Raw genomic sequence first — 24,007 nt, forward strand, 5'->3', positions numbered from 1 at the left:
CGCCGGGTGACCGGCCTGGTCAGCGGCAAGGGCCGGAGCACCCGCCTCGTCCTTCGAGACGGCCTGTTCCAGGCCTCCTCAGGATGAGGCCTCGGGAATTTCTCTTTTCGCCGCAGTCGATTAGTCCTTTCCTCCCCCTGAGGAAGCCCGAAGGGCTGACCCGTCTGGTAACGGCAAAGGCCGGCACAACCGGTCCAGTCCTTCGAGACGGCCTGTGCCAGGTCCCCTCAGGATGAGCCTTCGAGATTTCGCGTTCGATCGCGGGCGTGCCCTTTCCCTCATCCTGAGGAAGCCCGAAGGGCTGTCTCGAAGGACTAGGGAAAGCCGCGGCGTCGGCAGGCGACACCTGATACCCGCGTCGGCGGTCCTCGGGTCTTCCCCTCATCGGCACCTGCAAGGGGGCGCCGATGAACGCTGACGGCGGCCATGACGGGGAAGGGCGGACATTCAATCCGTTCCGTCGCCTCCGCCGAGCCGGACAGGATCCTGCCGGCCCGGCGTCCGGGTGCCTTCACCGGTTCAGGTCGGCTGGCCGTCGGCGCCGGGAATGCCGCAGCGCCATTTCTTCACCACGTATTTCGGATGTTCCAGCGTCCACTGGGCGATGTGGGGCTGCGCCTGCCAGACGCAGGCCGACAGCGGCCCCTGAAACTGGATCGGAACGTGCCGCTCTTCGCAGACCTGAGGATTCAGGATCTGGCAGACGAGCATGATGACTTCGATGTTGTCCATGATTGCGCCTCCCGCACAACGGGTTGGTCGAGCCCGCTCCGCCATGCGGGGGTGCCCGGTGCGGCTTCGGAAGCGCCCGCGGAACCGTCCCCCGCACCGTCTCGCCGCCAGCCACCTCAATCATACGCTGGGCAACATATGATCGGATCATGTGCCGTCGGCGGAGATGTCCGGCAGGAAGCGGCGCCCCTCGCGCACCCAGAAATCCCACAGGGCGGCGGCGGCGGGGAGCAGGCGCTTGTCCTTGCGGCGCACCACGTACCACTGCCGGCGAATCGGCAGGCCTTCGACGTCGAGCAGCACCAGCCGCCCGGCCTTCACCTCGACCGCAACCGTATGGGCCGAGATGAAGGCGATGCCGAGCCCGGCCATCACCGCCTGCTTGATCGTCTCGTTCGAGTTCATCTCCACCGAGGGCGGTGCCCGGTCGATCTTGCGACTGGCGAGAAAACCCTCGAACGACACGCGTGTTCCCGACCCGACCTCGCGAACGATGAAGGTCTCGCCGGCAAGCGCGCTCATGCTGATTCCCCGCTGCCGGGCGAGGGGGTGGTCGGGGGCGGCGATCATCACCAGCGGATGCTCGCCGATCACGTCGGCCTCGACGTCGAAATCGGATGGCGGCCGGCCCATCACGGCAAGGTCCACCTCGTAGGACCGGAGCGCACTGACGGTGTGTTCGCGGTTGCCGACCGAGAGGCGGATGCGACCCGCGGGCGTTCCTTCTGGAAGGCGGCGATGGCATAGGGCGCAAAATAGCGGGCGGTGGAGATCACGCCGAAGGAGACCTTGCCGGCGCCGGCGTCGCGCAGTTCGGCCAGCGCGTCGCCGCATTCGGAAAGAAGCGTCTCGATCTTGGTCAGGGTGCCGGCGATCTCGGCCCCGGCGGGCGTTGCCTCGAATCGCTCGGCAACCCGCTCGACCAGCGCCATGCCGACCTGGTCTTCCAGCGACTTGATCTGGGCGGTGATCGCCGGCGGCGTCACGTTCATGACGGCGGCCGCGCGCGTGACGCTGCCGGTGGCGATGACGGCGCTGAGGCACCGCAACTGCTTCAAGGTCACATGGCGCATCAGGGGGAGGGTCTGAAAGATTTTCTGAAGGGATCGGAATGGGCAATTAAGTTTGATTTTCGCCCGATGTCGAGTCATCGATCTGTCGCACCCGGTAAAAGATGTTCCCATGGTCCGCCGGGCTGTTCAAACGCCCGACAAGATAATAGGAAATCCTGAACCGATAAGGCGTCAGTCGAGGGAGGGGCCCATGGCCACCGGGATCAGTCTGAATGAACATCTCGATGCGTGGGCCGGGCAGGATGCACGCCGCGTTGCGGTGGCCGACGCGGTCCGCGCCCTCGCCGAAGCCGGTATCGAGCTTGCCGATGTCTGCGCCGCCGGCGCGCTCGACGCCGGGCAGGGCACCATCGTCGGCAACAATTCGGGCGGCGACGCCCAGAAGGCGCTCGACGTGCGCTCCCACGAGATCGTGGTCGCGGCGCTGAAGCGGTTCGGCGTCGGCATGGTCGCCTCCGAGGAGGCGGACGATGTCGAGGAACTCACCCCCGGCGGGCTGGTGGCGGTGGCGACCGATCCGCTCGACGGCTCGTCGAACATCGACACCAATGTCTCCGTCGCACGATCTTCTCGATCCTGCCGATCGACGGGTCGGCCAATCCGTTCCTCGTGCCGGGCTCGCACCAGCTGGCCGCCGGCTTCGTCGTGTTCGGGCCGCACACCGACATCGTGCTGACGCTCGGCGAGGGCACCGACATCTTCACGCTGGATCGCGCCTCCGGCCGGTTCCTGTGCGTTGCCGAGAAGGTGACGATCGCGCAGGACACCGCGGAATACGCGGTCAACGCCTCGAACTACCGCCACTGGGACGATGGCCTGCGCCAGTATGTGGACGACTGTCTCGCCGGCGCCGACGGCCCGCTCGGCAAGAACTACAACATGCGCTGGGTCGGCTCGATGGTGGCGGATGCGGCACGCATCCTGTCGCGCGGCGGCGTGTTCCTCTATCCGGGCGACCGGCGCAAGGGCTACGGCAAGGGGCGCCTGCGCATCCTCTACGAAGCCAATCCGGTCGCCATGGTGATCGAGCAGTGCGGCGGGGCGGCCACGGACGGCACGACGCGCATCCTCGACATCGAGGTCACCGAACTGCACCAGCGCACCGGCCTCGTCTTCGGCGCGGCGGGCGAGGTGGCGCGGATCGGCCGTTACGTCGGAAGCCCGGAACTGCGGGGCGAGGGCTCGCCCCTGTTCGCCAGCCGCGGCCTGTTCCGGACCTGAGGCGAGGAGATCCCGCGTGTCGCTACGTTACCCGATCATCGCGACGACGGGCTCCTCCGGTTCGGGCACGACCTCGGTCAAGAACACCTTCGAGCGGATCTTCCGGCGGGAGGGCATCAACGCGGCCTTCATCGAGGGCGATGCCTTCCATCGTTACGACCGGGCGGCCATGAAGCGGAAGGTCGCCGAGGAGGCCGCGCGGGGCAACCCGAGCTTCAGCCACTTCGGCCCGGACGCCAATCTCCTCGACGAACTGGAGGGGGTTCTCAAGGAGTTCTCGCAGACCGGCCGTGGCCGCACCCGGCAGTATGTCCACAATCTGCAGGAACAGCAGATCTTCGGCGCGCCCCAGGGCACCTTCACGCCGTGGGAGGATTTCCCGGACGATTGCGATCTGCTGTTCTACGAGGGCCTGCACGGGGCGTTCCGCTCGGCCACCCACGACATCGCGCAATATGCCGACATGAAGATCGGCGTCGTGCCGGTGCTGAATCTGGAGTGGATCCAGAAGATCCATCGCGACAAGGAAACCCGGGGTTATTCGACGGAGGCGGTCACCGACGTGATCCTCCGGCGCATGTCGGACTATGTCCACTACATCTGCCCGCAGTTCACCGAAACCGACATCAATTTCCAGCGGGTGCCGACGGTCGACACCTCCAACCCCTTCGTGGCGCGATGGATTCCGACCGCCGACGAATCCATGGTGGTGATCCGTTTCCGCAGCCCGCGGGGCATCGACTTTCCCTATCTTCTTTCCATGATCCATGACAGTTTCATGTCGCGGGCAAATTCCATCGTGGTGCCGGGGGGCAAGATGGAGCTGGCGATGCAACTGATCCTGACGCCGCAGATTCTGAGGTTGATCGATCGCAAGAACAGGGCAGTCTAGCTCGATGGCGAACAGCGAGACCCTGGAGGATGCGTTCACGCCGCGCTTTCCCTTCATTGTGGATGAGCCCGAGCCGGACGTTCCCCATGCGCCGCATCACGACCTTGCCAACGCCATCCGCGTGCTCACCATGGACGCGGTGGAAATGGCGGGCTCGGGCCATCCCGGCATGCCGCTCGGCATGGCCGACGTCGCCACCGTGCTGTTTTCCAAGTTCCTGAAGTTCGATCCGGCGATGCCCGACTGGCCCGACCGCGACCGCTTCGTCCTGTCGGCCGGCCACGGTTCGATGCTGCTCTACGCGCTGCTCTATCTGACCGGCGCCGGCGACGTGTCGATCGACGATCTGAAGTCCTTCCGCCAGCTCGGCTCGCGCACGCCGGGCCATCCCGAATTCGGCCACCTGCCGGGCGTCGAGGTCACCACCGGGCCGCTCGGCCAGGGTGTCGCCTCCGCCGTCGGCATGGCGATCGCCGAGCGGATGATGACGCCCGCCTCGGTGACGGGCTGGTCGACCATTTCACCTATGTGATCGCCGGCGACGGCTGCCTGATGGAGGGCGTGACCCAGGAGGCGATCGACCTTGCCGGCCATCTGAAGCTCTCGCGGCTGATCGTGCTGTTCGACGACAACCGCGTGTCGATCGACGGCCCGACGCGGCTGTCCACCTCGGTCGACCACCTCGCACGCTTTGCCGCCAGCGGCTGGTGGGTGCGCGCGGTCGACGGCCACGACCCGGTCGAGATCCGCCAGGCCATCGGCGAGGCGCGCCGCACCGACCGCCCGTCGCTGATTGCCTGCCGCACCGAGATCGGCCGCGGCGCGCCGACCAAGGCCGGCGGCAGCGGCATCCACGGGTCGCCGCTCGGCCCGCAGGAGATCGCGCGCGCCCGCAAGGCGATCGGCTGGGACGCGACGCCCTTCACCGTGCCGCCGGGCGTCTGGCCGCCTGGCGGGCCTTCGGCGCGCGCGGGTCGGACCGCCGCAAGGGCTGGGAGCGACGTTTCGACGAGGCCGGGCCCGAAGCGCGGCGGCTGCTGCGGGCCCCCACCGGCCCCGGCGACGAGGCGCTCGACGCGCTCCAGCAGGTCAAGATGCGGCTTGCGGCGCAGCGGCCGACCCAGCCGACGCTGCACTCGTCCCGAGCGGTGCTGGACGCGATCGCGCCGACCATGCCGGAACTCGTCGGCGGCGCGGCGGATCTGTCCGGCCTGACCGGCGCGCGTGCCGCCAACCAGCGGGCGGTCAGCCCCGGCAACTTCTCCGGCGCCTACATCCATTTCGGCGTGCGCGAACATGCCATGGTCGCGGCCATGAACGGCATCGGCCTCTACGGCGGCTTCGTGCCCTACAGCGCCACCTTCCTCGCCTTCTCGGACTACTGCCGGCCTGCGATCCGGCTTGCCGCGCTGATGGGCCTCAAGACCATCCACGTCATGACCCACGATTCGATCGGCGTCGGCGAGGACGGACCCACCCACCAGCCGATCGAGCATCTCGCCTCGTTCCGTGCGATGCCCAACATCAACGTCTACCGGCCGGCGGACGCGGTGGAGACCGCCGAGGTCTGGCGCAGCGCGCTGGAGCAGGAGCGGACGCCGGCGCTGATCTGCCTGTCGCGCCAGGCCCTGCCGACGCTGCGGACCTCGGTCGGCGAGGAGAACATGTGCGCGCGCGGCGGCTACCTGATCGCCGGGGCGACCGCCGACCGCGACGTCACGCTGATGGCCTCGGGCTCCGAGGTGGAGATCGCGGTGCGCGCCGCCGAACTGCTCGACCAGGACGACATCAAGGCCGCCGTCGTGTCGATGCCCTGTTTCGAGCTGTTCCGCAGCCAGCCGCCGGAGTATCGCCGCCGGGTGCTCGGCAACCGCCCGAAAGTGGCGATCGAGGCGGCGGTGCGCGATCCGTGGGACCGCTGGCTCTCCGAAGACGACGTGTTCATCGGCCTCGACGAGTTCGGCGCGTCGGGCAGCGCCGAGGATCTCTATGATTGCTACGGCCTCACGGCCGAGGCGGTGGCCGCCGCCGCCCGGCGTCTCGTCGGCTGAATCCTCCCGTCCGCTGCACATCGGCGCGCGCCGCGCAAAAACGTCGCGTGGCGCCAAGCGTTGAATGGGTTTAGGTTTTTGGCGCCGCTCTACCGTCCCTGTCCGACATGTGCCATACCAGCCGGATGAAACGGCGCGGTGCCTGCAGGGGCATCGCCGGACAGGCTGGTCGGGAGGCGCTGTCCCCGACTTTCACGCCGGCCGTGCCGACCCTGTCACATTTCCGTGGAACGATCGCCCGAGGGCGCCGACCGGGAGCGTGGCGGGAGCCACAGGTGCGGCGGACGCGGGACGGATGCGAAGGGCAGGGCGGGATTCCGGCAGGAGGGCCGGCGTCGCCGCCTCTGCCGGGCAGCCGGCCGGAGATCGATCGAGAGGACGGCCCGCGGCGGGAGAGAGACGGCGCCGCAGGCCGTGCCATGGACAGGACGGGAGTGATTATATGGCTCGGATTACGCTGCGACAGCTTCTCGACCACGCCGCCGAATACGGATACGGCGTGCCGGCCTTCAACATCAACAACATGGAACAGGGTCTGGCGGTCGTCGAGGCTGCGGCGATGGTCGATTCGCCGGTGATCCTGCAGGCGAGCCGCGGCGCGCGCGCCTATGCCAACGACCTGATCCTCGCCAAGATGATCGAGGCGCTGATCGAGATCTATCCGCATATCCCGATCTGCATGCATCAGGATCACGGCAACAACGAATCCACCTGCCTCACCGCCATCCAGCACGGCTTCACGTCGGTGATGATGGACGGCTCGCTGAAGGCCGACGGCAAGACCCCGGCCGACTTCGACTACAACGTCGACATCACCCGCCGCGTCGTCGATTTCGCCCACTGGGTGGGCGCGTCGGTGGAAGGCGAGCTCGGCGTGCTCGGCTCGCTGGAGACCGGCATGGGCGAGGCCGAGGACGGCCACGGCGCCGAGGGCGAGCTCAGCCACGACCAGCTGCTCACCAACCCCGAGCAGGCGGTGGAGTTCGTGAAGGCGACCCGGGTCGATGCGCTGGCAATCGCCATGGGCACCAGCCACGGCGCCTACAAGTTCTCGCGCAAGCCCGACGGCGCGATCCTCGCCATGAACATCATCGAGGACATCCACCGCCGCCTGCCGACCATGCATCTCGTGATGCACGGCTCGTCGTCGGTGCCGCAGGAGCTGCAGGACATCTTCAACGAATACGGCGGCGTGATGCCCCAGACCTGGGGCGTGCCGATCGAGGAGATCCTGCGCGGCATCAAGTTCGGCGTGCGCAAGGTCAACATCGACACCGACTGCCGCCTCGCCATGTCGGGCGCGATCCGCAAGGTGTTCCAGGAGAATCCCGGCGAGTTCGATCCGCGCAAGTATCTGAAGCCCGCCAAGGAAGCGATGCGCGCCCTGTGCAAGCTGCGCTTCGAGCAGTTCGGCACCGCCGGCATGGCCTCGAAGATCAAGGTCGAGCCGATGGCCGAGATGGCCCGCCGCTACCAGGCCGGCAGCCTCGAGCAGAAGTTCGCCGTGGCGGCGTGAGGTCTGTCCTTCGTTTCGGTGCCATCCCCGGCCTCGGCCGGGGATGGCAGGAACGGCCTGTGGGCCTCGGTTGGCGGTGCTGCGGGCGGCTGTTCGGCCGCCTTTTGCTTTTTGACGGGATGAGACGATGTCCGTGCTGATTGCTCCCTCGATGCTCTCCTCCGACTTCGCGCGTCTCGCCGACGAGCTGAAGGCGATCGAGCGGGCCGGGGCCGACTGGATCCATCTCGACGTGATGGACGGCCATTTCGTGCCGAACATCACCTTCGGTCCGCCGGTGATCAAGGCGATGCGGCCGCACACGGATCTCGTGTTCGACGTGCATCTGATGATCGCCCCGGCCGATCCCTATCTGGAGGCCTTCGCCGAGGCCGGCGCCGACGTGATCTCGGTCCATGCCGAGGCCGGCGTCCATCTCGACCGCACCCTGCAGGCGATCCGCGCGCTCGGCCGCAAGGCCGGCGTGGTGCTCAACCCATCGACCCCGGAGACGGTTCTCACCTATGTTCTCGACCGGATCGACCTGATCCTGCTGATGACGGTCAATCCCGGCTTCGGCGGCCAGGCCTTCATTCCGGCCGTGGCCGACAAGGTGCGGCGGGTGAAGGCGATGATCGGCGACCGGCCGATCCGCATCGAGATCGACGGCGGCGTGACGCCCGAGACGGCGCCGCTGGTGGTGGCCGCCGGTGCCGATGTGCTGGTGGCCGGATCGGCGGTGTTCAAGGGCGGCACGGAAGCGGACTATCGTGCCAACATCGCGGCGATTCGGGCGGCTGTCGACAGATGAGGCGCGCCTCCCGCCGGGCGACGAGCGGGAGACGGACGACATGAACGAGCTTCCTGGCGAGGGCCGTCGGCCCGATGCGGTCCTGTTCGATCTCGACGGGACGCTGATCGATTCCCTGCCCGATCTGGCCGACGCCCTCGACGACCTGCTCGGCCTCGAGGGCCACGCCCGCCTCGGCGAGGCGCGGGTGCGCCCGATGATCGGCCACGGGGTGGAGAAGCTGGTGCAGCGCGGCTTTGCGGCCCACGGGATTGCTCTCGACGGGGCGCCGCTTGCAGCGATGGCCGACCGCTTCCGGGCGATCTACGAGCCGCGGGCCACCCGGCTGACCCGGCTCTATCCGCATGTGGAAGACGCGGTGCGCGCGCTTGCCGCCTCCGGCATGCCGATGGCGGTCTGCACCAACAAGCCGACGGCGGTGAGTCGCGAGATCCTCGCCGACTTCGGTCTTGCCGACATCTTCCCCGTCGTGGTGGGCGGCGACTTCGGCCCGCCGCGCAAGCCGGCGCCGGATCTGGTGCTGGTCACCGCGCAGTTGCTCGGCGTCCATCCGGCCAACTGCCTGTTCGTCGGCGACAGCCCGGCGGATGTCGGTGCGGCGCGGGCCGCAGGGATGCCGGTGATCGTGGTCGGCTACGGCTACACGGCCATCGCCCCGGCGGATCTCGGCGCCGACCGGGTGATCGCCGACTTCCGCGATCTCGGCGTCGCCCGTCCGGGCGCGGGGAGGGCGGCGGAATGAGGGTGCTCAAGGCGCTGATCTTCAATGCGGACGGAACGCTGGCCGAGACGGCCGAGGTCCACCGCATGGCCTGCAACATGGCGTTCCAGACGCTGAAGCTCGGCTTCGTCTGGGACCAGCCGCTCTACCGCGATCTCGCAACGGTCTCGGGCGGGCGCGAGCGCATCGAATACTATCTCGAGCGCTACCGCCCGGAGGGGTTCGAGGCGGCGCTGGCGCGGCTCGACGAGATCCACACCGAGAAGAACCGGCGCTATCTCAAGCTGATCGACGAACAGGCCGCCCGGCTGCGCACGGGCGTCGACCGGCTGGTGTCGGAGGCGCGCACCCGCGGCGTGCGGCTGGCGATCGCCACCTCGACGACCCGCGGCAATGTCGAGGGGCTGCTGATGGCCGGCCTCGACTTCGACGGCATGGAAGCCTTCGACGTGATCGTCGCCGGCGACATGGTGGCCCGCAAGAAGCCGGCGCCGGACGTCTACCTGGAGGTGCTGCGGCAGCTCGGCCTGCCGGCGCGGCACTGCCTTGCCATCGAGGACGGCCGGGCGGGGCTGGAGGCGGCGAGTGCCGCCGGGATCCGGACGCTGGTCACGCCGAGCTTCTACACGAAAGGCGACGAGTTCCCCGGCGCCTTTGCCGTTCTCAGCGATCTCGGCGACCCCTTCGAGCCCTACGAGCATATCGCCGGCGCCGGCGACGACGGCCGCGTCGTGACCATCGCCGCGCTGGAGCGCTGGATGCGCGACGACGACGACATGCGTGCGCTGCTGACCCTCGGCGGCCGGCCCGTGATCGAGTGACGTGACCTGTCCGGATCCCGGCGGCCTCAATCCTCGGCGACGATCTCCCGCACCTCGGCCCAGGCCCTTTCGGCGTGGGCTCGTGCCAGCCGAGCACGAAGCCGAGCGCAAGACGGCCGGCGGCGCGGGCGTCCGGCCCGAGCGTGGCGTCTTCCTCGGCTTCGAGCAGCCCGACGAGCTTTTCGGTCATCACCACGTCGTTGAGATAACCAAGCAGGGTCTGCATCCGCTTGGTCTTCTTCATGTCGGCCTTCATCGCCTTGCCGGCGAACAGCGGCGCGAAGAAGTCGAGCGTGTAGCGCACCTTCTTGTAGGCCTTGCGCAGGTCGTGGCGTTCCTCGGCGGTGAGGGTGTCGATCGTCTTCTCGATCTTGCGGACCTTCTTCCAGCGCCGCGACAGAGCGCTGTCGGCGAAATCGTCGATCGGCGCCACGAGCCGTTCGGACTGGGCAAAGTCGGTGCTGGAGAGCCAGCCGCGGCATTCGGTGAAGCGCATCAGGTCGATCAGGAAGGCAGTGGCCCGCGCGCTCGTGATGTCGTTCCGCACCGCGGCACGGGTCCGCTCGCGGATCCGGCCGAGCGCGTCCAGCATCGGCGCGATGTCGGTCCTGTCCTTGAGCGGGCCGACGATCTCCTCGGCAAGAACGTCGAGATCGCGCAGTTCGCCGACGCTGCCGGCGAGCCATTTGGCCTCCGCATCGATGCGGTCGACGAAGCTGCCACCGATCACCGGGCCGAACACGGTGAGCACGCTGCGCAGGCGGCGCAGGCCGACACGAAGCTGGTGCGGGCCCTCGCTGGCGTCGCTGTCCTGACAGGCGGCCATGTTGCCGGCGATCTGCACGAGACAGGAGGTGAGGCAGAGGTGGAGTGCCTGCTCGGTGCTCATGTCCTTGTCGAGGATCGGCTCCTCGGCATGCAGCGGTTCGCGCAGCAGGCCGGCCGTGCCGGCCTTGAGGCGGAAGCCGATGTCGGACTTCGAGCCGTTCGACAGGCGCACGGAGAGGCCCGGCAGGGTCTCGCGGGCGAGCATGAACAGGGCGGTGCGATCGCCGGACTTCAGCTCGAACTCGGCCTCGCGGAAGGCCAGCGTGCGCCGCGACGCCGTGACCTTGCCATCGTCCAGCGCCACCTCGACCACGTCACCGGTGGCGGTGACGACGTCGGCAACCCGCCGGCGGACGCGGATGGTGAACTGGCGGGTGATCGCCAGCCCGCCCGCCGCCTCGCGCAACCTTGCCGCCACCTCCTCGGGAAAGGCATCAAGAAGCGGCGTGGCGGTGCCGTCCGGCACCTCGACCGTATGCTCGCTGCGGGCGGCAAGCCCGGCGGTCGGGCTGGCGCCGAACTTCACCGTCTGGCGCAGGCCATCGGCTTCGCCGCTGCGCAGACGCAGGCTGATGCCCGCCTGGCGCAGCGCCGCCGAGGCGGTGTCGAAATAGATGGCGGTCAGCTGCTGCTCGCGCCGGCTGTCGGCGCCGGCGATCAGCGGATGAGCGGCCAGCCGGTCGAGGGCGGCCGCGTCGATCTCGAATTTCAGTTCCGTCTCGATCACGTCGGACATGTTGTTCTTCTTTGGTTGTAGCAAGCCGTTGCCCGGACACATCGGCGCCATGCGGGAACGCGCGACGCAACAATAGAGCCTTCGCGACGGAGCAACAAATCCCCGGCGCCGCCGTTCCCCGCTTTTCACGAAATAGCGCCGCGCCCGGCGCCGCGCCATCGGGCCGTCCATTGCGCGATGTCCGCTGCTTGAGCAAAAATTTTGTCCATATGGTGGATTTTTGAGCTTGAAATCCCTGTGAGGCTCGGGTCGGATGGGATGATGTCGCCGCCTGACAATCAAGAAGCAGGACGGGCCGCGACGGATTCTTCGCATCGTCCGGCAGACGCCGGCAACAGGGGAGTGCGATCCATGACTTTCACCCAACGTCTGATGGCGGCCACCATGCTCGGCGCGGGCCTCGGCCTCGCCATGGTGCCGGCGGCCAGCGCCAAGACGCTGATCTATTGCTCCGAAGGCAGCCCGGAGGGCTTCGATCCGGCGCCCTATGCGGCGGGCACGACCTTCGATGCCTCGTCCAAGCCGATCTACAACGGTCTGACCGGCTTCGAGCGCGGCACGACCAACGTGGTGCCGGCGCTGGCCGAGAGCTGGGAGATTTCCGAGGACGGCAAGGTCTACACCTTCAAGCTGCGCCAGGGCGTCAAGTTCCAGACCACCGACTTCTTCACGCCGACCCGCGACTTCAACGCCGACGACGTGATCTTCTCCTTCATGCGCCAGAATGACGCGAAGGATCCCTGGTACTCCTACGCCGGCGGCGCCTGGGAATACTGGTCCGGCATGGACATGCCGAAGCTGATCGCCTCGCTGGAAAAGGTCGACGACTACACCGTCAAGATGACGCTGACCGAATCCAACGCGCCGATGCTCGCCAACCTGGCCATGGATTTCGCCGTCATCCTGTCGAAGGAATATGCCGACAAGCTGATGGCCGCCGGCACGCCCGAACTGCTCAACCAGCAGCCGGTCGGCACCGGCCCGTTCAAGTTCGTCGCCTACCAGAAGGATGCGGTGATCCGTTACACCGCCAACGCCGACTACTGGGACGGCAAGCAGCCGATCGACGACCTGATCTTCGCCATCACGCCGGACGCCTCGGTGCGCCAGCAGAAGCTGAAGTCGGGTGAGTGCCATGTGGTCGGCTATCCGAACCCGGCCGACATCGAGGCGATGAAGGCCGACAGCTCGATCCAGATGATGGAACAGCCGGGCCTCAACATCGGCTATCTCGCCTACAACACGCTGATGGCGCCCTTCGACAAGGTCGAGGTCCGCCAGGCGCTCAACATGGCGATCAACAAGCAGGCGATCCTCGACGCCGTGTTCCAGGGCTCCGGCCAGATGGCCAAGAACCCGATCCCGCCGACGATGTGGAGCTACAACGAGGCGACCGTCGACGACGTCTATGATCCGGAGAAGGCCAAGCAGATGCTCGACGCCGCCGGCGTCAAGGATCTGTCCATGAAGGTCTGGGCGATGCCGGTGGCCCGTCCCTACAACCCGAATGCGCGGCGCATGGCCGAACTGATCCAGGCGGACTTCGCCAAGGTCGGCGTCACGGTCGAGATCGTGTCCTTCGAGTGGGGCGAGTATCTCAAGCGCGGTCAGGACAAGGCCCGCGACGGCGCGCTGCTGCAGGGCTGGACCGGCGACAACGGCGATCCGGACAACTTCCTCGCCGTGCTGCTCGGCTGCGCCGGCGTCGGCGGCTCCAACCGCGCCAACTGGTGCTACCAGCCGTTCGACGATCTCGTGATGAAGGCCCGGACCGTGTCCGACCAGGCCGAGCGCACGAAGCTCTACGAGCAGGCCCAACTCGAGTTCAAGAGCCAGGCCCCGTGGGCGACCATCGCCCACTCGACGGTGTTCATGGCCATGTCGCCGAAGGTGACCGGCTACAAGATGGACCCGCTCGGCAGCCACCGCTTCGACGGCGTCGACATCTCGGAGTGAGGGAGCGGGGGGAGGAAACTGGTCTTCACCGGGCAGCCTCCCCCCCTCATCCGCCCTTCGACAGGATTGGACCATCAACATTTCGGCCGACATGACCGACATCCGGATCCGCGATGCCCTGCCGTCCGACAGGGAGGGCATCGTTGCGATCTGGATGGAGGGATGGCACGACGCCCACGGATCGCTGTTTGCGCCCGAGGTCGCCGCGCGTCGGACGGTGGACGACTTCCGGCGCCGCGCCGCCTATCCCTTTGATCGTCTCCTTGTTGCCTGTCGCGACAGTGCCGTGATCGGCTTCATCGCCCTGCGGGGACGGGAGGTCGACCAGCTCTATGTGGGCCGAGGCGCGCGGGGAACGGGCGTCGCGGACCGGCTGCTCGCCGCCGCGGAGGACGCGCTGGCGCAGGCCGGAGTCGAGGTGGTGCGGATCGAATGCGCCGTCGGCAACGTCCGGGCCCGCGACTTCTACGTCCGGCACGGCTATGCTGATGCGGGGATCGAGGACCGGCCGATCTGGACCGCCCCCGACGAGGCGGAGCGCAGCTTTCCGATGCATCGCTTCGACAAGACCCTTTCGACAGAAAAGTAACGGACCATGCTGGCCTTCCTGCTGAGGCGCCTCGGCCTGCTCGTGCCGACCTTCATCGGCGTGACCATCGCCGCCTTCTTCTTCATCCGGCTGCTGCCGGGCGACCCGATCATGCTGCTCGCCGGCGAGCGCGGCATCTCGCCCGAGCGCTATGCCGAGCTTGCCAGCCGCTTCGGCTTCGACCGGCCGCTCTACGAGCAGTATTTCGTCTATCTCGGCAATCTGTTCAGCGGCGACCTCGGGGTGTCCTTCTCCACCAAGCGGCCGGTGCTGACCGAGTTCATGACGCTGTTTCCGGCGACGCTGGAACTGTCGATCTGCGCGATGCTGTTTGCCATCGTGCTCGGCCTGCCGGCCGGCGTGATCGCCGCCGTGCGCCGCGGCAAGGCCGCGGACCATGCGGTGATGACGACGGCGCTCGTCGGCTATTCGATGCCGATCTTCTGGTGGGCGCTGCTGCTGATCATCGTCTTTTCCGGCTGGCTGCAATGGACGCCGGTGTCGGGACGGATCTCGCTGCTCTACTTCTTCCCGCCGGTCACCGGCTTCATGCTGATCGACAGCCTGATCTCCGGTCAGAAGGGCGCCTTCCAGTCGGCCGTGCAGCATCTGATCCTGCCGACGATCGTGCTCGGCACCATCCCGCTCGCCGTGATCGCCCGGCAGACGCGGTCGGCGATGCTGGAGGTGCTGGGCGACGACTATATCCGCACGCCCGGGCCAAGGGGCTGTCGCCCTTCCGCGTCGTCGGCGTGCATGCCCTGCGCAACGCACTGATCCCGGTGATCACCACCATCGGCCTGCAGATGGGCCTGCTGATGGCCGGGGCGATCCTGACCGAGACGATCTTCTCGTGGCCCGGGGTCGGGAAGTGGATGATCGATTCCATCTCGCGGCGCGACTATCAGGCGGTGCAGGGCGGGCTGGTGCTGACGGCGCTGATCGTCATGCTGGTCAACCTCGTGGTCGACATCGCCTACGGCTTCGTCAATCCCAAGATCCGGCATGTGAGGTGAGGCGATGACCGACGGCGCCAACGCTGCTCCCCCCGCCGCCTCGTCCGCGCCGCCGCGGCCCGGACAGCTGCGCGAATTCTGGCATTACTTCAGCGAGAACCCCGGCGCGGTCGCGGGCCTGCTGGTGTTCGCGCTGCTGGTGATCGTGGCGCTCGCCGCGCCGCTGGTCGCCCCTCACGCGCCGGACGCCCAGTTCCGCGATGCGCTGCTGACGCCGCCGCTGTGGCAGGAGGGGGGCGATCCGCGCTTCCTGCTCGGCACCGACGCGATCGGCCGCGACATGCTCTCGCGGCTGATCCACGGCGCGCGCTACTCGCTGTTCATCGGCTTCGTGGTGGTGACGATCGCGCTCGTGGTCGGCGTCGCGCTCGGCCTCGTCGCCGGCTTCTTCGGCGGCTGGCTCGACACGGTGATCATGCGGGTGATGGACGTGATCCTCGCCTTTCCGAGCCTGCTGCTGGCACTGGTGCTGGTGGCGATCCTCGGGCCGGGCCTGTTCAACGCCATGCTGGCGATCACGGTCGTGCTGCAGCCGCATTATGTGCGGCTCACCCGCGCGGCGGTGATCGGCGAGCGCTCGCGCGACTACGTGACCTCGGCGCGGGTGGCGGGAGCCGGACGGCTGCGGCTGATGTTCGTGACGATCCTGCCCAACTGCATGGCGCCGCTGATCGTGCAGGCGGCGCTGTCCTTCTCCAACGCGATTCTCGAGGCCGCCGCCCTCGGCTTCCTCGGCATGGGCGCGCAGCCGCCGACGCCGGAATGGGGCACGATGCTGGCGGAATCGCGCGAGTTCATCCTGCGCGCCTGGTGGGTGGTGACCTTCCCCGGCCTTGCGATCCTCGTTACCGTCCTCGCGATCAACCTGATGGGCGACGGGCTGCGCGATGCGCTCGACCCGAAGCTGAAGCGGAGCTGACGCGATGGAGATGCGGATGCCGGGACGAATGCGACGGGTGTCCGCGGGACGGCGGGCGGCGCCCGGCCTCGCGGTCCTGCTTCTGCTGGCATCGCCGGTGGCGGCGAAGGATGCGCCGACCGACGGGAAGAAGGAACCGAACCTGCGCAATCCGGTCGAGTTCCTGGAGATGATGCACGACTTGGGCTACCGGGCGAAGCTCAAGATCGAGGACGAGCGGCCGATGATCGAGTCGCGCACCGAGGGCATCACCTTCGGCGTCAACTTCTACAACTGCACGAAGGACAAGGACTGCGAGATCGGGATCCTGACCGCGTCCTGGCCCTTCGAGGGGGAGGACAAGGCGATGGAGGCGGTGAACGGCTGGAATGCGCAGCAGTTCGTCGGACGCGCCTGGCTGGTGGAGAGCGAGAGCTACATCGGCCTCGACCGCCCCCTGAACCTGATGACCGGCTACAGCGTCGCGGCGATGGAGAGCGAGATCGACTGGTGGGCGAAAACCATGGTCGAATTCCGCGACTACCTGCGCAAGGAGGTCTATGCGGACGACGACAAGGAAAAATCGCGCGAGACGATGCTGCGGATCCGGGCGCCGCTGAACTGATCGCCGCGCGGGCCGCCGGCCGCGCAAGGGAGTACGGGACTGCATGGAGGGGGTCGACAGCGTCTTCGCCTATCTCGACCGATTCGACACCGTGGGCGATTCGATCGTCGCGGCGATCGGCACGGTGGTGGCGGCCGTGCTCGGCGTCCTCAGCGGTGTCGGCACCTGGGTGCTGAGCCAGCGCAGGCAGCGGGCGATCGACGTGGAGGAGCGGCGACGGGAGCGGGCGAGGGAGGAAGCCGCGCGCGAGGCGGAGCGTCTCGAGGCGGAACGGCTGCGGACGGAGCGGATCAACGATCTCGTCTGCGCGCTCCATGCGGAGATCCTGACCGGCATCGTGCTCTATGCCGACCAGGAAAGTCTGGACGAGGTGCGCCACACCATCTTCGATCTCAGGCCCTTCGCCACGGCCGACGAGACCGACTTCGTGTTCGAGACGGTCGTCCACGACCTCTCGATCCTGCCGTCGATGCTGATTCACGTCGTGGTCGCCTACTACCGGGCGGCGCGGCAGACCAACCTGATGATCCGCGACTTTCGCGATCCGCTGTTCCAGACCCAGTCGGCGGAGTCCAAGCAGCGCTATCTGGAAGGCTATATCGCCATGATCTTCGTCTTGAAGGAGCGCGGCCTGCATGCTGTCGAGGCGCTCGCCGACTATGCGGCAACCCAGGACATCGACCTGCGCCACGCGGAAGACCAGGTGCGCGGCTCGACCGCCGCGGCGATGACCAACGCGGCGGCGACGATCGGCGAGGCCCGCAGGCTCGGGCCCGAAATTTCAGACAACCGGACGGATGGGACCTGACGTCATGATCGCTTGCATTCCCCTGGCCGGGCCCGTGGACACGGGCGACCTGTCGCCCCGGCCGGCCTTCGCACCTGTGATGGAGGAGAGGTGATGCCTCTGCTCGAAATTGTCAATCTCACGGTCGAGTTCATGACCGCCGGCGGCCGCTTCCGGGCGGTCGACAGCGTGTCGCTGACCTGTGACGCCGGCGACGTTCTCGCCGTCGTCGGCGAGTCCGGATCGGGCAAGTCGGTGTCGATGCTGGCGCTGATGGGCCTCCTGCCGTGGACCGCGAAGGTGACGGCGGACCGGATGGCCTTCGACGGCACCGACCTTGCCGGCCTCTCGGCGCGGCAGCGGCGCCGCATCATCGGCCGCGACATGGCGATGATCTTCCAGGAGCCGATGTCGAGCCTCAATCCGTGTTTCACGGTCGGCTTCCAGATCGGCGAGGCGCTGCGCATCCATCTCGGGATGGACCGCGCCGCGCGGCGCAGGCGGACGCTCGAACTGCTCGACCTCGTCGGCATTCCGGCGCCCGAAGCCCGGATCTCGGCCTTTCCGCACCAGTTGTCGGGCGGCATGAGCCAGCGGGTGATGATCGCCATGGCGATCGCCTGCAATCCGAAGCTGCTGATCGCCGACGAGCCGACCACCGCGCTCGACGTGACCATCCAGGCGCAGATCCTCGATCTTCTCGTCCGGCTCCAGGCCGAGAAGGGCATGGGCCTCGTGCTCATCACCCACGACATGGGCGTCGTCGCCGAGACGGCGCAGCGGGTGCAGGTGCAGTATGCCGGGCAGAAGGTGGAGGAGCAGGCGGTGAGCGGCCTGTTCGCCGACCCGCACCATCCCTATACGGCCGCGCTGCTGGCGGCGCTGCCCGAGCGGGCGACCACGCGCCGGCTGCCGTCGATCCGCGGCGTGGTGCCGGGCCAGTTCGACCGGCCGGCCGGATGCCTGTTCAGCCCGCGCTGCCGCTATGCCACCGACCGCTGCCGCGACAAGGTTCCGCATCGCCAGGGCGCGCTGGCCGGGCAGGCGCTCTGCCATTACCCGCTGGTCGCGGGCCGGCCTGTCGGCCACCCGAACCCCGACCGCATCGCCAATGCCGAGGTGCCCGCATGACCGCCGCCATCGAGGCCCGCGACCTCACGCGCTTCTACGAGCTCGGACGCGGCCCGTTCCGCAAGGCCGCCACCGTGCGGGCGCTTGTCGGCGCCAGCTTCAGGCTGGAGCCAGGGCGCACGCTCGCGGTCGTCGGCGAATCGGGCTGCGGCAAGTCCACGCTCGCCCGCGTCGTCACCATGATCGAGCCGCCGACCGAGGGAGCGCTGACGATCGCCGGCATCGACGCGGCCCATCCGGCGCGCGCGGATGTGAAGGCGCTGCGCCAGGCGGTGCAGATCGTGTTCCAGGACCCCTACGGCTCGCTCAACCCGCGCCAGCGGATCGGTGCGATCCTCGAGGAGCCGCTGGTGATCAACAGCGACGACGACGCGGCGACGCGGCGGGGCAAGGCGCTTGAGATGCTGGCGAAGGTCGGCCTGCGTCCGGAGCATTACGACCGCTATCCGCACATGTTCTCCGGCGGGCAGCGCCAGCGCATCGCGATCGCCCGGGCGCTGATGACGCGGCCGAAGGTGCTGGTGCTCGACGAGCCGGTCTCGGCGCTCGACGTCTCGATCCAGGCGCAGGTGCTCAACATCCTGACCGACCTGCAGGACGAGTTCGACCTCGCCTACCTGTTCATCAGCCATGACCTGTCGGTGGTCCGCCACATGGCCGACGAGGTGATGGTGATGTATCTCGGCCGCCCGGTGGAGGAAGCCGCGCGCGCCGAAATCTTCGCCCGGCCGCGCCACCCCTATACCCGTGCCCTGCTGTCGGCGACGCCGGTGGCCGATCCCGGCGCGCGCAAGGAACGTATTCGACTTTCGGGTGAGTTGCCGTCGCCGCTCGCCCCGCCGCCCGGCTGCGCCTTCCATCCGCGCTGCCCCTTTGCCACGACCGCTGCCGGACGGAACTGCCGGTCCTGCGCGATGTGGCGGGAGCTGCTCGCGTCGCCTGCCACGGGGTGGAGGAGGGGCGGCTGCCGGCGTGACGGGCGGAGGCCGCTCGTGCCGGCAGGCTGCGCGCTTACCGCGCGTTAACTTAATGATCTGTAAGGCGGTCCTTGCGTATATCTGCTTATCGGTTCCACCAGCACGGCGGCCCCAATGGCCTTTTCACCCTCCGCGACCAACCTGCCGATCCTGACCACGATCATGGTGTTGCTGGGCTGTTTCTTCGCGCTTGCCTGGCTGAGGGACCGGCGGCAGCTGTACAATTTCAGCTGGACGATCGCCTATCTGCTGGGCGCCGCCGCTGGCGTGCTGCTCGCCATGCGCGGAACGGTGCCGGACCTCCTGTCGATCGGCGCGGCCAACACCGTGGCCCTTCTGGCAAACGGCGTGTTCTGGTGCGGGATCCGGGAGTTCGAGGGGCGGCCGGTCCGGCCCTTTCTGGCGGCATTGCCGGCTGGCGGATGGATGGCGCTCTGCTTCGTGCCGGCCTTCTATGAAACCTATCCGCTTCGTGTCGCCTATGTCGCGCTGGCGGTTGCCGTGTTCGGCATCGTCTGCGGCCGCGAGATCTGGCGCAATCGACGCCGTGACCCGCTGCCGTCCCGGGTTCTTGCCCTTGTGGTGTTCAGCACCCATGGCGCGTTCCATCTCGTCATCGTTGCCCTGGCGGTGGCGCAGCCCCACCGCTTCGGCGCCTCGCTTCAGGATTCGCCCTGGTTCGGCCTGATGGTGTTCGAGCGGGTGATCCAGATCGTCGCCCTCGGCGTGATCCTGATCGGCCTTGGCAAGGAACGCGCCGAGCGCGACATGCACCGTCTCGCCATGACCGACATGCTGACCGGGCTCGCCAACCGGCGCGCCTTCTTCAGCCGCGCGGAGGCCGCCCTCGCGCAGACGCGACACGGCGCCTTCATCCTGTTCGACCTGGACTTCTTCAAGGCGATCAACGATTCCCACGGCCATATCGCCGGTGACCGGGCGCTTGCGGCCTTTGCACGGGCCCTTGAAATCCATGCCGGGGAGGGGGCCGTCCTCGGGCGTCTCGGCGGCGAGGAGTTCGGTTGCCTCCTGCCCGCCGGCGACATCGGCGCGGCCGCGGATCTTGCCGACCGCGTCCGCGACTACATCGCCGCGATGCGGATGGAGTCCAACGGCCGGGTGTTCCGGATGACCGTCAGTGCCGGCGTCGCCGAGATCGGCGAGGGCGGTCTCGATGGCGTCTATGCCCGTGCCGATGCCGCGCTCTATCTCGCCAAGTCGCGCGGCCGCAACCGGGTCGAGCTCGACGATGCCCCGGTCGATCTGGCGGCGGCGGCGAGCGACAGGGTTCGCCTCCTCGGCGCCTGACCGGGACGCCGGTGCCACGGCCCCGGGGCATCGCGCTGCACGTCAGATCCCGCCTTTGTCCGTCATAGAATCGTCGCACCGATCTGCCATCAGCGTCATGATGGCGTCCGGTCGTTTCGGCCCGGCGCTCGAACGTATGTGAGGCACATGACGCCGCTTCTCGTCGCCCTCGCCGGCCTCTGCGCCTTCGCCTTCCTCGTGCATGTCGCGAGCATCGTCCTGGTCATCATCCGCGATCGCCGGCTGGCGCGGCGGGCGCCCGCGCCGGAGCCGCTGCCGGCAGTGACGATCCTGCGGCCGGTGCGCGGCATCGAGAATCACATCGAGCGGACGCTCGAGTCGGCCTTCCTGATCGATCACAAGGACGTCGAGATCCTGTTCTGCGTGGCGAGCGCCGAGGATCCGGTGATCCCGGTGTGCGAGGCGATCATCGCCCGCCATCCCGGCCGCGAGGCACGCATCCTCGTCGGCGACGATCCGATCGGCATCAATCCCAAGCTCAACAATCTGGTGAAGGGCTGGCGCACCGCGCGCCACGATCACGTGGTGATGGCGGACAGCAACGTGCTGATGCCGCGCGACTACGTCCGCCAGCTGTTCGACGCCTTCGATGCCGGCACGGGCCTTGTCTGCTCGCCGCCGATCGGCGACGCGCCGGTGGGTTTTCATGCCGAACTGGAATGCGCCTTCCTCAACAGTTTCCAGGGCCGCTGGCAGCTGTGTGCCGATGCGGTCGGTCTCGGCTTCGCGCAGGGCAAGACCATGCTCTGGCGCAAGTCCGAGCTCGATGCCGTCGGCGGCATCGCGCGGCTCGGCGACGAGGTGGCCGAGGACGCGGCCTCGACCAAGCTGGTGCGCGAGGGCGGGCGCAAGGTCCGGCTCGTGCGGCGTCCGTTCGTCCAGCCGCTCGGCCGACGCAGCTTTCTGGAAGTGTGGAACCGGCAGGTGCGCTGGGCGCGGCTGCGGCGCGCCTCCTTCCCGCTGTTCTTCCTGCCCGAACTGCTGGCGGGCGGCGCCGCGCCGATGCTCGCGGCCGGCGGCCTTGCAGCCGCGGGTGCCGTTCCGGTCGTCGCCGTCCCGGCCTTTGCCTTCGTCTGGTACGGCGCGGAGGCGGGCCTTGCCGCCGTGATGGGCTGGCCGCGCGGCCCGCGCGCGATCGCGACCTGGATGGTGCGCGACGCGTTGCTGCCGGTGTTGTGGTGCGCGGCGATTTCCGGCAGCGGCTACTCCTGGCGCGGCAACGACATGAACATGCGCCGCATGGAGATGCAGGCGAGCGCGCCCCGCGGCGGCCTTGCCGCGCGGCTCCGGCGCCTGCGTCCTGCCCGCGCCGGTGACAGCGCCGGCTGAAGCCCGGCCGCGGAACAAGAGGCGCGAGGGCTCGTTCCCCGCACAAGAGGTTCGGCCGCCTTCGAATTCGCGCTGGCCTCTGCCTGCCGGCCTGCCTATGATCCGGCCGATTTTTCCTTGCCATGGTCCGGAGACCCTGCCGATGCCGAGCGCTCTCGACGCCGCCCTTCCGTCCCTCCTCGAGCTGAAGGACGGCATGGCGGGCCGCCCGATGCGGACGCTGTTTGCCGAAGATCCGGCGCGTTTTGCGACCTTCCAGCTTCGGCTCGGCGATCTCCTGCTCGACTATTCCAAGAACCGGATCGACGCGACGGTCATGGCCGCGCTCTTCGACCTCGCCAAGGCGTCGGGCGCGAGGCGCGCCGCGACGCGATGCTGGCCGGTGAGGCGATCAACGTCACCGAGAAGCGGGCCGTGCTGCACACCGCCCTGCGCAACCGGGCCGGCACGCCGGTGATGGTCGACGGCCGCGACGTGATGCCCGACATCGAGGACGTGCTCGAGCGGATGAAGGCCTTCGTCGACGCGGTGCGCGGCGGCGACATCGTCGGTTCGGCCGGCCACCGCTTCACCGATGTGGTCAACATCGGCATCGGCGGCTCGGACCTTGGCCCCTACATGGCGACGCTGGCGCTCTCGCCCTTCGCCGGCGACGGCCCGCGCATGCACTATGTGTCCAACGTGGACGGCGCCCACATCGCCGACACGCTGAAGACGCTCGATCCGCGCAAGACACTGTTCATCGTCGCCTCCAAGACCTTCACCACCGCCGAGACCATGACCAACGCGGGCACGGCCCGTGACTGGATCCACGACGCGCTGGGCGAGGCGGCGGTGGCGGCGCATTTCTGTGCGGTCTCGACGGCGCTCGACCGGGTGTCGGAATTCGGCATCGGCCTCGACCGGGTGTTCGGCTTCTGGGACTGGGTCGGCGGGCGCTATTCGGTCTGGGGCGCGATCGGCCTGCCGGTCGCCCTTGCCGTGGGCTTCGAGAATTTCGAGGCGATGCTGGACGGCGCCCATGCGATGGACCGGCATTTCGCCGAAGCGCCGCTGGGCGAGAACATGCCGGTGATCCTGGCGCTGCTCGGCATCTGGTATCGCAACGTCTTCGGCTTCCCGACTCACGCCGTGCTGCCCTACGACCAGCGCCTGTCGCGCTTTCCGGCCTATCTGCAGCAGCTCGACATGGAATCGAACGGCAAGGGCGTGACATTGTCGGGCACGGGCGTCCGCCATGCCACGGGGCCGATCGTCTGGGGCGAGCCGGGCACCAACGGCCAGCACGCCTTCTACCAGCTGATCCACCAGGGCACCGACGTGATCCCGGCCGATTTCCTGCTCGCGGCCGTGCCGCACGAGCAGCTGTCCGACCATCACGCCAAGCTGGCCGCCAACTGCCTTGCCCAGACCGAGGCGCTGATGACGGGCAAGACCTTCGAGGAGGTGCGCGCCGAACTCGCCGCCGCGAAGATGAGCGAAGCCGACATCGACGCGCTGGCCCCGCACAAGGTGTTCCCGGGCAACCGGCCGACCAACACGATCCTCTACCGCAGCCTTGATCCGGCGACGCTCGGCAAGCTGATCGCGCTCTACGAGCACAAGGTGTTCGTGCAGGGGGTGATCTGGGGCGTCAACTCCTTCGACCAGTGGGGCGTCGAACTCGGCAAGCAGCTCGCCTCCGCCCTGCTGCCGGCCGTGAAGGGCGAGACGAAGCCGGCCGCAGGGCAGGATTCGTCCACGCGCGGGCTGGTGGCGGCGTTTCTGGCGCTGAAGGGGTAGGCCTCACGGGTGCGGATGTCCGCGCAAGACGCGATTTGACGGTCGTCGCGGACAGCATGGTCCGCCCGGTTCCCCTTCGGGAACGTTGTTCGGAGGATCGTCCTGCCCGGTGCAGCCGACATGCGCATGCGCATGTCCGGCACGCAGAGATTGTGGTCCGGGTCATCATGCGTGCGCAGGTCAAATCTGCGCGGCGCAGCTCTCTCG

16 protein-coding genes and 6 pseudogenes are annotated in these 24,007 nt (G+C 68.2%); 18 read left to right on the top strand and 4 right to left on the bottom strand.

Annotated elements, in window-relative coordinates; translation table 11 throughout:
• Positions 1 to 519: 519 nt before the first annotated feature.
• The 3 genes from A6302_RS12210 to A6302_RS25775 form a co-directional block, all read right to left on the bottom strand.
• Positions 520 to 732: a hypothetical protein gene (locus A6302_RS12210; protein ID WP_069307266.1), complete on the bottom strand. Its 213-nt coding sequence runs from the start codon at positions 730 to 732 to the stop codon at positions 520 to 522.
• A gap of 147 nt (positions 733 to 879) precedes the next feature.
• Positions 880 to 1,437 carry a LysR substrate-binding domain-containing protein gene (locus A6302_RS25770; protein WP_342586268.1) on the bottom strand — a complete coding sequence of 186 codons (558 nt, stop codon included), beginning with the start codon at positions 1,435 to 1,437 and terminating at the stop codon, positions 880 to 882.
• Entirely contained in the window at positions 1,365 to 1,805 is a 441-nt protein-coding gene (locus tag A6302_RS25775; RefSeq protein WP_342586264.1) for a LysR family transcriptional regulator, read from the bottom strand. The genes A6302_RS25770 and A6302_RS25775 overlap by 73 nt, the downstream gene beginning before the upstream one ends.
• A 190-nt stretch (positions 1,806 to 1,995) precedes the next feature.
• On the opposite strand from A6302_RS25775, the pseudogene A6302_RS26170 reads away from it, so the two are divergent.
• From A6302_RS26170 to A6302_RS24525, 7 genes and pseudogenes are all read left to right on the top strand, one after another.
• Positions 1,996 to 3,026, top strand: a pseudogene (locus A6302_RS26170) (class 1 fructose-bisphosphatase).
• Between the two features lie 16 nt (positions 3,027 to 3,042).
• Positions 3,043 to 3,918, top strand: a complete 876-nt coding sequence (locus A6302_RS12225) for a phosphoribulokinase (protein ID WP_069307267.1) — start codon at positions 3,043 to 3,045, stop codon at positions 3,916 to 3,918.
• 130 nt (positions 3,919 to 4,048) lie between these two features.
• A pseudogene (tkt, locus tag A6302_RS12230) lies at positions 4,049 to 5,969 on the top strand (transketolase).
• Positions 5,970 to 6,411: 442 nt separating this feature from the next.
• Positions 6,412 to 7,485 (top strand): class II fructose-bisphosphate aldolase, encoded by a 1,074-nt coding sequence (gene fba / locus A6302_RS12235; protein WP_069307268.1) that lies wholly within the window; start codon positions 6,412 to 6,414, stop codon positions 7,483 to 7,485.
• Positions 7,486 to 7,612: 127 nt separating this feature from the next.
• Positions 7,613 to 8,275 carry a ribulose-phosphate 3-epimerase gene (gene rpe / locus A6302_RS12240; protein WP_069307269.1) on the top strand — a complete coding sequence of 221 codons (663 nt, stop codon included), beginning with the start codon at positions 7,613 to 7,615 and terminating at the stop codon, positions 8,273 to 8,275.
• 40 nt (positions 8,276 to 8,315) lie between these two features.
• Positions 8,316 to 9,017 (top strand): phosphoglycolate phosphatase, encoded by a 702-nt coding sequence (gph, locus tag A6302_RS12245; protein WP_069307270.1) that lies wholly within the window; start codon positions 8,316 to 8,318, stop codon positions 9,015 to 9,017.
• Complete coding sequence (locus A6302_RS24525) at positions 9,014 to 9,817, top strand: HAD-IA family hydrolase (protein ID WP_069307271.1); 804 nt, start codon at positions 9,014 to 9,016, stop codon at positions 9,815 to 9,817. The genes gph and A6302_RS24525 overlap by 4 nt, the downstream gene beginning before the upstream one ends.
• Positions 9,818 to 10,004: 187 nt before the next feature.
• On the opposite strand, the pseudogene A6302_RS21350 reads toward A6302_RS24525, so the two are convergent.
• Positions 10,005 to 11,696, bottom strand: a pseudogene (locus A6302_RS21350) (CYTH and CHAD domain-containing protein); the annotation flags it as partial.
• A gap of 36 nt (positions 11,697 to 11,732) precedes the next feature.
• Between A6302_RS21350 and A6302_RS12255 the strand changes: the two are divergent.
• The 11 genes and pseudogenes from A6302_RS12255 (at position 11,733) to pgi (ending at position 23,800) form a co-directional block, all read left to right on the top strand.
• A complete protein-coding gene (locus tag A6302_RS12255) occupies positions 11,733 to 13,337 on the top strand; it encodes an ABC transporter substrate-binding protein (RefSeq protein WP_069307272.1) in 1,605 nt (534 codons plus the stop codon).
• Between the two features lie 91 nt (positions 13,338 to 13,428).
• Entirely contained in the window at positions 13,429 to 13,926 is a 498-nt protein-coding gene (locus tag A6302_RS12260; protein WP_069307273.1) for a GNAT family N-acetyltransferase, read from the top strand.
• A gap of 6 nt (positions 13,927 to 13,932) precedes the next feature.
• A pseudogene (locus A6302_RS12265) lies at positions 13,933 to 14,942 on the top strand (ABC transporter permease subunit).
• Positions 14,943 to 14,946: 4 nt separating this feature from the next.
• Positions 14,947 to 15,861, top strand: coding sequence for an ABC transporter permease subunit (locus A6302_RS12270; RefSeq protein WP_069307274.1), 915 nt, complete (start codon positions 14,947 to 14,949; stop codon positions 15,859 to 15,861).
• A 28-nt stretch (positions 15,862 to 15,889) separates the two neighbouring features.
• Positions 15,890 to 16,465, top strand: a complete 576-nt coding sequence (locus A6302_RS12275) for a YbjN domain-containing protein (protein ID WP_069307275.1) — start codon at positions 15,890 to 15,892, stop codon at positions 16,463 to 16,465.
• Between the two features lie 43 nt (positions 16,466 to 16,508).
• Positions 16,509 to 17,273, top strand: coding sequence for a hypothetical protein (locus A6302_RS12280; RefSeq protein ID WP_069307276.1), 765 nt, complete (start codon positions 16,509 to 16,511; stop codon positions 17,271 to 17,273).
• A 93-nt stretch (positions 17,274 to 17,366) separates the two neighbouring features.
• Positions 17,367 to 18,383 (top strand): ABC transporter ATP-binding protein, encoded by a 1,017-nt coding sequence (locus tag A6302_RS12285; protein WP_069307277.1) that lies wholly within the window; start codon positions 17,367 to 17,369, stop codon positions 18,381 to 18,383.
• Positions 18,380 to 19,359, top strand: a pseudogene (locus A6302_RS12290) (dipeptide ABC transporter ATP-binding protein). The gene A6302_RS12285 and the pseudogene A6302_RS12290 overlap by 4 nt, the downstream one beginning before the upstream one ends.
• Before the next feature lie 115 nt (positions 19,360 to 19,474).
• Positions 19,475 to 20,668 carry a GGDEF domain-containing protein gene (locus A6302_RS12295; RefSeq protein ID WP_069307278.1) on the top strand — a complete coding sequence of 398 codons (1,194 nt, stop codon included), beginning with the start codon at positions 19,475 to 19,477 and terminating at the stop codon, positions 20,666 to 20,668.
• Between the two features lie 147 nt (positions 20,669 to 20,815).
• Positions 20,816 to 22,018: a ceramide glucosyltransferase gene (locus tag A6302_RS12300; RefSeq protein ID WP_069307279.1), complete on the top strand. Its 1,203-nt coding sequence runs from the start codon at positions 20,816 to 20,818 to the stop codon at positions 22,016 to 22,018.
• 196 nt (positions 22,019 to 22,214) lie between these two features.
• Positions 22,215 to 23,800 (top strand): annotated as a pseudogene (gene pgi, locus A6302_RS12305) (glucose-6-phosphate isomerase).
• The last annotated feature ends 207 nt before the right edge of the window (positions 23,801 to 24,007 follow it).

The organism is Methylobrevis pamukkalensis (genome assembly GCF_001720135.1).
GTDB classification, from domain to species: Bacteria; Pseudomonadota; Alphaproteobacteria; order Rhizobiales; family Pleomorphomonadaceae; genus Methylobrevis; species Methylobrevis pamukkalensis.

Excerpts from the sequence above, each read along its gene's own strand:
- A6302_RS12210 (WP_069307266.1), bottom strand. The coding sequence starts at position 732 with ATGGACAACATCGAAGTCATCATGCTCGTCTGCCAGATCCTGAATCCT.
- A6302_RS25775 (WP_342586264.1), bottom strand. The coding sequence starts at position 1,805 with ATGCGCCATGTGACCTTGAAGCAGTTGCGGTGCCTCAGCGCCGTCATC.
- fba (WP_069307268.1), top strand. The coding sequence starts at position 6,412 with ATGGCTCGGATTACGCTGCGACAGCTTCTCGACCACGCCGCCGAATAC.
- rpe (WP_069307269.1), top strand. The coding sequence starts at position 7,613 with ATGTCCGTGCTGATTGCTCCCTCGATGCTCTCCTCCGACTTCGCGCGT.
- gph (WP_069307270.1), top strand. The coding sequence starts at position 8,316 with ATGAACGAGCTTCCTGGCGAGGGCCGTCGGCCCGATGCGGTCCTGTTC.
- A6302_RS24525 (WP_069307271.1), top strand. The coding sequence starts at position 9,014 with ATGAGGGTGCTCAAGGCGCTGATCTTCAATGCGGACGGAACGCTGGCC.
- A6302_RS12255 (WP_069307272.1), top strand. The coding sequence starts at position 11,733 with ATGACTTTCACCCAACGTCTGATGGCGGCCACCATGCTCGGCGCGGGC.
- A6302_RS12260 (WP_069307273.1), top strand. The coding sequence starts at position 13,429 with ATGACCGACATCCGGATCCGCGATGCCCTGCCGTCCGACAGGGAGGGC.
- A6302_RS12270 (WP_069307274.1), top strand. The coding sequence starts at position 14,947 with ATGACCGACGGCGCCAACGCTGCTCCCCCCGCCGCCTCGTCCGCGCCG.
- A6302_RS12275 (WP_069307275.1), top strand. The coding sequence starts at position 15,890 with ATGCGACGGGTGTCCGCGGGACGGCGGGCGGCGCCCGGCCTCGCGGTC.
- A6302_RS12280 (WP_069307276.1), top strand. The coding sequence starts at position 16,509 with ATGGAGGGGGTCGACAGCGTCTTCGCCTATCTCGACCGATTCGACACC.
- A6302_RS12285 (WP_069307277.1), top strand. The coding sequence starts at position 17,367 with ATGCCTCTGCTCGAAATTGTCAATCTCACGGTCGAGTTCATGACCGCC.
- A6302_RS12295 (WP_069307278.1), top strand. The coding sequence starts at position 19,475 with ATGGCCTTTTCACCCTCCGCGACCAACCTGCCGATCCTGACCACGATC.
- A6302_RS12300 (WP_069307279.1), top strand. The coding sequence starts at position 20,816 with ATGACGCCGCTTCTCGTCGCCCTCGCCGGCCTCTGCGCCTTCGCCTTC.